Here is a 7,539-nt window from a genome sequence, read left to right as displayed (position 1 = left end):
GTAGTCGAAGCGGTGCTCCACGGGCGCGACCCGCACCTCCACCGCCCGGCCCAGGACCGTGGTGCGGAAGGACTGCGGCCCGGACTCGGCGTAGACGTTCGTCTCCGCCCCCCTCAGGGTGTGCCGGACCGGCTGCAGGCCCAGGCCCGCCGGGGCGATCGGCAGCTGCCGCAGCTGCGCCTCCGTCACCGCCACCACCGCCCCGCCCCCCGGCCGCCCCGGCACCACCCCCGGATACAGGCACGCGGTTTCATTGTGCTCGTCTGCATGTAGGACGCCATTCTCGGTCCGATACCAGCGGACGAGACGTCCTCCTGGCTCTTCCTTGCACCGAGCATCCAAGCTTTGGCATAGCCGAGCGGACAAGGTGTCAACGCCCGTTGCACAGGCTGGCTCATACGTATAGATGTCGCTTCCCGAGGACGTTTGGGGCGAGTCAGGGCGTCTGCCCTCGGTCTGTCCCTCTGAGTTTCCGCTGACTCGCACGACCGCGCCTTTGAAGTCGCCCATGGTGTCGGTATCCATCGCACCTAGCAGAAGCCCGATTGTGATGGCGGTGCCCGAAAGTGCGCCCATCATGCCATCTTCACTTCGGCGATTCGCCAACCAAGATCTTGATGAATCGCACGGACAGAAAAGGGATCTTCGCTTGACGATCTCGGCGTTGTCTTCCTGACGGAACCGTCCGTCGAGTACTCGACGGAATCAGCCTCGATGAGGAAGAAGTAGGCGGAGATCTGTCCTCTTGAATCTGCTCGCATATCCACCTGAATGTCTTCGGTTTTCCAAATTGGACCCACAGCCCAACTTCCAGAAGTCTTGAGAGATGCTGATCGCTCTATGTAGTCGTTGCATATCTTGCAGTCGGGCAACGAGCTCTCTTTTAGGGGAGCACTATCTCCGGTTTCGAGTGCATATGTGATCGTGTCGAACCAATACTGCGTGAAGGCTTCGAAGCCCTCCTTTGTGTTCTGCTTCGCGGACTCGGGCAGAACAGGGCGCGGGAGATTCCGTGCGGGGCCTTTGGAACTAGCTGGCGTGGGGCGTGGATCGGGAGTCGGTGGGGCGTCAGCAGTGGCCGAAGGGGCCGATGATGAGGCTGGGGACTCCACGGCGCAGGCGTTCAGCGGCAGCAGAAGGACCAGAATGAGAACGGTCAGGAACAACCGAAGGCAGCGGCGAAGCGCCATTGACATCCCCCAAGAGTCAGTGCGTGTCGTCGGAGCGTAGCAACGCCCCTCGACCACTGAGGTGGGCCGGCACTGAGCGTCCGTTGCGGTTTACTGGAGGCATGCAGAACCCCGCCGAGCAGCGCTCCGTCATCATTCTCGGCTCGACCGGCAGCATCGGCACCCAAGCGATCGACGTCGTCGACGGCGCTCCGGAGCGCTTCAGAGTAGTGGCTCTGAGCGCGGGCGGAGGGAATCTGGGACTGCTCGCGTTGCAGGCGGTGCATACCCGTGCCGAAGCTGTGGGGATCGCAGCTGGGAACGTTGACGAACTCCGCGGCCTGATTGCCAGCGCGGCGAGGTCGGAGGGCATTGAGCGCTACGAGCCGGAGCTGTTCGCTGGACCAGACGCTTCCACCCGGGTCGCCGCATGGAGCGGGCCAGCGGGACCCGCGGACGTCGTCTTGAACGGGATCACAGGAAGCATCGGCCTGGCGCCGACCCTCGCAGCTCTCGCCTCGGGCGCGACGCTGGCCCTCGCCAACAAGGAGAGTCTCATTGTCGGCGGCGCCCTGGTGGCGGGGGCCGCGCGGCCTGGTCAGATCGTCCCCGTGGACTCAGAGCACTCAGCCATTGCCCAGTGCCTCCGTGCGGGTCGGGCAGAGGAGGTCGAACGCCTGATCCTCACAGCGTCGGGCGGGCCGTTCCGGGGCCGCAGCCGCGAAGAGCTCCACCATGTCACTCCGGCGCAGGCGCTCAACCACCCGACGTGGGACATGGGGCGCGTGGTGACGACCAACTCGGCGACCCTTGTGAACAAGGGTCTCGAACTCATTGAAGCGCACCTGCTGTTCGGTGTCGCGCTCGAGGCGATTGACGTCGTCGTGCATCCACAGTCGGTGGTGCACTCGATGGTGCAATTCACCGATGGCTCGGTGATCGCGCAGGCTTCGCCGCCCGACATGCGGCTGCCAATTGCCCTTGGCCTCGGATGGCCCGACCGAGTGCCCCACGCGGCGAGGCCCTGCGACTGGACCCAATCAACCGCCTGGACCTTCGAGCCACTCGATGCTCAGGCCTTTCCCGCTGTGGACCTTGCGCGCGACGCAGCGAAGCAGGGAAGCACCTACCCGGCCGTGTTCAATGCGGCAAACGAGGAAGCCGTCGAGGCGTTCCACGCGGGGCAGATCGGCTTCCTTGACATCGTCGACACTGTGGCCGCAGTGGTGTCCGAGCATGCCGGTTCCTCGGAGCTGTCTGTGGAATCAGTGCTTGCCGCCGAAGAGTGGGCACGGAAGCGCGCCCACGAGCGTTTGGCTAGCTGATGAATCCCACTGTCCTCTTCATCCTCGGCGTCGTGTTCGTCGCCGTGGGAATCGCCCTGTCCATTGCGCTCCACGAGATCGGCCACCTTCTGCCGGCCAAGCTGTTCAATGTGCGCGTGACGCGCTACATGATCGGCTTCGGTCCCACGATCTGGTCGAAGCGCAAGGGCGAGACGGAGTACGGCATCAAGGCCCTCCCGCTTGGAGGGTACGTTCAAATGGTGGGGATGTACCCGCCGAATCGGCGGGACGGATCTCTGCGGCAGTCGAGCACAGGGATCTTCCAGGGACTCGCGGAGGCGGCCCGAGACCAAGCCCACGAGGAAGTGCGGCCCGAGGACCACGGGCGGCTGTTCTACCAGCTTCCGGTCTGGAAGAAGATCATCATCATGCTCGGCGGACCGGCGATGAACATCCTCCTGGGGATCATCTTCACCGCCGTCGTGCTCATGGGCTTCGGCATCCCACAGCCGACCAACCAGATAGCCTCCGTGTCTGCCTGCATGGTCTCCGCGAACCAGCAGCAGCAGCCGACCGACACCTCGACGTGCACGAAGACCCCAGCGGCGGCAGCCGGGCTGATGCCAGGCGATACGGTGGTGCGCTTCGACGGCAAGGCGGTTTCCGGGTGGGACCAGCTCAGCGCGTGGATCCGGGCGTCGGCCGGGAAGACCGTGGGGATCAGCGTCCTCAGGGATGGCAAGGACGTCGACCTCACCATCACGCCAGTATTGAATCGCGTCGCAGTGGCGGGCCCGACCGGGCAGACGACGACGGAAAGCGGCTTTGTCGGCATCGCCTCGCGGCAGGCAACCACTCCACAGCCGGCGACGGCGGTGCTCCCCGCCGTGGGCCAGAGCATCGCCCAGGTGACCGGCGTCGTCGTCAATCTCCCGGCGCGCGTTGTGGGGGTCGCCCAAGCCGCTTTCAGCACCGCCCCGCGTGACCCGAACGGGCCCATCAGCGTCGTGGGCGTAGGCCGTGTGGCGGGCGAGGTAGCGGCGCTCGAAGACGTGCCGCTCTCGGCGCGCATCTCCACGCTCGTGGGGATCCTGGCGGGCGTCAACCTCGCGCTGGCGGTGTTCAACCTCGTGCCGCTTCTCCCGCTCGACGGCGGCCACGTTGCCGGCGCGCTCTACGAGGGCGTACGACGGCGGATTGCGGCATGGCGGAAGCGGCCCGATCCGGGGCCGTTCGATATCGCCAAACTGCTGCCGCTCACGTACGCGGTGGCGAGCGTCCTCATGGTCATGAGCGTCCTGCTGATCTACGCCGACATCGTGAAGCCCGTGAAGCTGTTCGGCTGAGCCCGTTGTCTGAGCTCATCCCCGAGTGGGGATAGGCTGGTGACATGACCGTCTTCGCCGTTGAATACCGCTACGATGCCTCCACCGCCTCCCGTCGAGATGAAGTCCGCCCAGATCACCGTGGCTGGCTCGCCACCGTCGCTGAGAAGGGGCAGCTCCTGGTGAGCGGTCCGTACGAGGATGGCACCGGGGCGCTCCTGCTCTTCAAGGCCGACGACCCCGACTCTCTCCACACGCTCCTCGCCGAGGACCCCTTCGCGGTCGAAGGTCTCCTCGCCGAGACGAACACCGTCGCATGGACTCCCGTGAGCGGCTCGCTCGTCTCGCAGTTCTAGTCAGAAGCAACACCCCACAAGGAGCTCACGTGACTTCGGTCAGCCTCGGAATGCCAGCCGCCCCGCCGCCCGTTCTCGCCCCTCGTCGCAAGACCCGGCAGATCCACGTGGGCAGCGTGGGGGTCGGCTCCGAGTATCCGATCAGCGTCCAGTCGATGACTACGACGCCGACGACGGACATCAACGCGACGCTCCAGCAGATCGCCGAACTCACGGCAGCGGGCTGTGACATCGTCCGCGTGGCCTGCCCCTCCGCAGATGACGCGGAGGCGCTGCCCATCATCGCGAAGAAGTCTCAGATCCCCGTCATCGCGGACATCCACTTCCAGCCGAAGTACGTCTTCGCGGCGATCGAGGCGGGGTGTGCGGCAGTGCGCGTGAACCCGGGCAACATCCGGAAGTTCGATGACCAAGTCAAGGAGATCGCGCAGGCCGCGAAGGACCATGGGACGTCGATCCGCATCGGCGTGAATGCCGGATCGCTGGACGCCCGCCTCCTCAAGAAGTACGGGAAGGCGACGCCCGAGGCGCTCGTGGAGAGTGCGGTCTGGGAGGCGAGCCTCTTCGAGGAGCACGACTTCCACGATTTCAAGATCTCGGTCAAGCACAACGATCCAGTCGTGATGGTCCGTGCGTACGAACTCCTCGCGGAGCGGGGCGACTGGCCGCTCCACCTAGGGGTGACAGAGGCCGGGCCGGCGTTCCAGGGCACCATCAAGTCGGCCACCGCGTTCGGCGCGTTGCTCTCCCGGGGCATCGGCGACACGATCCGCGTCTCCCTCTCGGCGCCGCCCGTGGAGGAAGTCAAAGTCGGGATCCAGATCCTCCAGTCCCTCAACCTGCGACCGCGCAGGCTTGAGATCGTCTCGTGCCCTTCGTGCGGACGAGCTCAGGTGGACGTCTACAAGCTCGCCGACGAGGTGACGGCAGGCCTGGACGGTATGACATTCCCGCTCCGAGTCGCGGTGATGGGGTGTGTGGTGAACGGTCCGGGGGAGGCCCGCGAGGCCGATCTCGGGGTGGCGTCCGGCAACGGCAAGGGCCAGATCTTCGTCAAGGGCGAGGTCATCAAGACCGTGCCCGAGAGCGAGATCGTCGAGACTCTGATCGAAGAGGCGATGAAGATCGCCGAGGAGATGGGGGAGGCCGATGGCGAAGATGCTGCAGCGGGCGGCCCCGTGGTCACCGTCTCGTAAAGACGAACCGCTCATCCGCACGCTCGGGCACGAGGACACCCTCGAGCTCTGCGAACTCGCGGCCCTTGACCCGGTCGCGAACGTCTTCATCGCTGCCCATCTGCTGGCGGCCGGGTCGGCGGCCCCCACGCCGAGTGGGGCCGAGGTCCTCGGCGCTTTCGACGGCGACGGGCGGCTCACTGGGGCGTGCTGGCTTGGGGCGAACATCGTGCCCATCGGCATGGCGCCCGAGCACGCCGCCGCGTTCGCCCGAGTCATACGGGCGGCCGACCGGCGCTTCGCGTCGATCTTCGGCCCAGCGGAGCCCACGCTTGGCATCTACAACGCACTGGGAGGCCGGCGTGCCCGTGAAGTGCGGGACGTCCAGCCCCTCATGGCGATTGAGGGTGGCCCCTCTGTGAGGCCTGACCCCCTCGTCCGCATCACCGCCCTCGACGACTTCGATGCCGTCGCGCCGGCGTGCGTGGCGATGTTCGAGGAGGAGGTGGGCTATTCGCCGGTGGCGGGGGGCAGCGACAATTACTACCGGCGCGTCCGACAGCTCATCCAGCAAGGGCATTCGATGGCCCGCTTCGACGATGACGGGAGCGTGCTCTTCAAGGCAGAGCTCGGCGCGGTGTCCTCGGCCGCGAGCCAGGTGCAGGGCGTGTGGGTGAGCCCGGCGCACCGGGGGATGGGCCTGAGCCACGGCGGGATGGCCGCGGTCGTTGCCTTCGCCCAGCGGCTCGCGCCGATCGTGACCCTCTACGTGAACGACTACAACCACCGGGCGAAGGCGTGCTACGAGCGCGTCGGCTTCGAACGGGTCGGAACCTTCGCGACGGTCCTGTTCTGACCTGTCTTGTTCTGGCCTGTCTTGTTCTGACTTCCGGGGAGCGGGTCGGTGAGCAGCCGCTGAAGTGCGGGGGCGAGGAGATCCTCGGCGTCCTGCAGGGGGAGCGACGCGAGGGGCTCGATCCGCACCACGTAGCGCACCAGGATGAACCCCACCACCTGCGTCGCGGCGAGCGAGGCACGAAGCCTCCGCTCGTCGTCGTCCCCTGGGAGCCCGTCGACGATGTGGGCGAGGATCCGGCGTTGAACCAGGTTGCCGAGCAGGTGGGTCCGCACAGTCGAGCTGATGGTTCCTCGCAGGAACGCGGCGAGCGCCCGCTGTTGTGGGCCGTCCCACAGGCGGAGCACAGCGCGTGCCACGAAGCGCCCGCGCTCGGCTGAGGCGACTTCGTCGATCCCGTGGAGGACGTCGTCTGGCTCCGCGGGCAATTCGACGCAGGCAGCGAAGAGGTCCTCCTTGCCCTCGAAGTAGTGGTGCACGAGGGCGGAGTCGACGCCGGCCTCGCGGGCAATCTGGCGCAGGCTCACGCCGTCGTACCCGTCGTCCGCGAAGAGGCGTGTCGCGGCGGCGACGATTGCTGCGCGCCGGTCCGGGCCGCCCTTGGGCCGCGCCATCATCCGGCCGTCCTCACGAGGACTTGCGCCGCAGCGTGAACGACGAGAGCGCTAGGAGGCCGAGGAGGACGATCGCCATGATCGTCAGGTCGCGCCACATCTCGGAGGTGGCGTCGACGTTCGCCGTGATCTCTTGGAGGGCCTTGACCGAATAGGTAAGCGGCATCCAATCGGACAGGGTCTGGAAGACGCTGTTCATCTGGCTCCTGGGGACAAACAGCCCGCACAGCAGGATCTGCGGGATGACGACGATCGGCATGAACTGGACGGCTTGGAATTCCGTGCGCGCGAACGCGCTGCAGAACAGGCCGAGCGAAACCCCGAGGACCGCGTTCACCACCGCAACGAGGACCACGAGGCCGCCGTACCCCTTGATGTCCAGGCCGAAGACCCAGTAGGCGACGCCCGTCGCGATCGCCGACTGGAGTGCCGCCATGAACGCGAACGCGATGCCGTAGCCGAAGAGGAGGTCCGCCTTGTGGATCGGCGTGGTCATGAGCCGTTCGAGCGTGCCGGACGTCCGTTCGCGCAGCATCGTGATCGAGGTGATGAGGAACATGATCACGAACGGGAAGATCGCGAGCATGATCGGGCCGATCCGGTCGAACGTCCGGGGGATGCCGGGCGGCAGCGTCTCGTTTTCGAAGAGCCAGTACACGACGGCGAGCAGCACCGAGGGGACCACGAGGATCATCGCGATGCTGCGGTGGTCGTGCCGGAGCTGATTGAGGACCCGCGCGGTGGTCGCCGCGAGCATG

At 66.3% G+C, this 7,539-nt stretch carries 8 protein-coding genes and 1 pseudogene; 5 read left to right on the top strand and 4 right to left on the bottom strand.

What is annotated here, in order from left to right:
- Nucleotides 1-189: pseudogene (locus tag E5679_RS19510) on the bottom strand (hypothetical protein); the annotation flags it as partial.
- A 386-nt stretch (nucleotides 190-575) separates the two neighbouring features.
- Complete coding sequence (locus E5679_RS21660; protein ID WP_420821093.1) at nucleotides 576-1,190, bottom strand: DUF6318 family protein; 615 nt, start codon at nucleotides 1,188-1,190, stop codon at nucleotides 576-578.
- Nucleotides 1,191-1,291: 101 nt separating this feature from the next.
- Here E5679_RS21660 and dxr point away from each other — a divergent pair, with 101 nt between their 5' ends.
- Genes dxr through E5679_RS19480 form a run of 5 tightly spaced genes read left to right on the top strand, consistent with a single transcriptional unit; the run spans nucleotide 1,292 to nucleotide 6,167 of the window.
- The gene (gene dxr, locus E5679_RS19500; protein WP_138419006.1) at nucleotides 1,292-2,494 is read left to right on the top strand and encodes a 1-deoxy-D-xylulose-5-phosphate reductoisomerase; all 1,203 of its coding nucleotides are present in this window, start codon (nucleotides 1,292-1,294) and stop codon (nucleotides 2,492-2,494) included.
- Complete coding sequence (locus E5679_RS19495) at nucleotides 2,494-3,801, top strand: M50 family metallopeptidase (RefSeq protein ID WP_138419004.1); 1,308 nt, start codon at nucleotides 2,494-2,496, stop codon at nucleotides 3,799-3,801. The genes dxr and E5679_RS19495 overlap by 1 nt, the downstream gene beginning before the upstream one ends.
- 44 nt (nucleotides 3,802-3,845) lie before the next feature.
- Nucleotides 3,846-4,136 carry a YciI family protein gene (locus E5679_RS19490; RefSeq protein WP_138419002.1) on the top strand — a complete coding sequence of 97 codons (291 nt, stop codon included), beginning with the start codon at nucleotides 3,846-3,848 and terminating at the stop codon, nucleotides 4,134-4,136.
- A gap of 29 nt (nucleotides 4,137-4,165) precedes the next feature.
- Nucleotides 4,166-5,332 (top strand): flavodoxin-dependent (E)-4-hydroxy-3-methylbut-2-enyl-diphosphate synthase, encoded by a 1,167-nt coding sequence (ispG, locus tag E5679_RS19485; RefSeq protein WP_138419000.1) that lies wholly within the window; start codon nucleotides 4,166-4,168, stop codon nucleotides 5,330-5,332.
- Nucleotides 5,286-6,167 (top strand): GNAT family N-acetyltransferase, encoded by an 882-nt coding sequence (locus tag E5679_RS19480; protein WP_338055935.1) that lies wholly within the window; start codon nucleotides 5,286-5,288, stop codon nucleotides 6,165-6,167. Before ispG ends, E5679_RS19480 begins: the two co-directional genes overlap by 47 nt.
- On the opposite strand, the gene E5679_RS19475 is transcribed toward E5679_RS19480, so the two are convergent.
- Together E5679_RS19475 and E5679_RS19470 are read right to left on the bottom strand one after the other, a co-directional pair.
- A complete protein-coding gene (locus tag E5679_RS19475) occupies nucleotides 6,113-6,784 on the bottom strand; it encodes a TetR/AcrR family transcriptional regulator (protein WP_249336246.1) in 672 nt (223 codons plus the stop codon). The two genes, E5679_RS19480 and E5679_RS19475, sit on opposite strands and share 55 nt — an antisense overlap.
- A 10-nt stretch (nucleotides 6,785-6,794) precedes the next feature.
- A complete protein-coding gene (locus E5679_RS19470) occupies nucleotides 6,795-7,538 on the bottom strand; it encodes an ABC transporter permease (protein WP_138419018.1) in 744 nt (247 codons plus the stop codon).
- Nucleotide 7,539: the final 1 nt, after the last annotated feature.

Origin of the sequence: Sinomonas gamaensis (genome assembly GCF_005876955.1) — a bacterium.
GTDB classification, from domain to species: domain Bacteria; phylum Actinomycetota; class Actinomycetes; order Actinomycetales; family Micrococcaceae; genus Sinomonas; species Sinomonas gamaensis.
The sequence above is the reverse complement of the archived record's forward strand: the minus strand, read 5'-3'. Positions and strand labels throughout refer to the sequence as shown.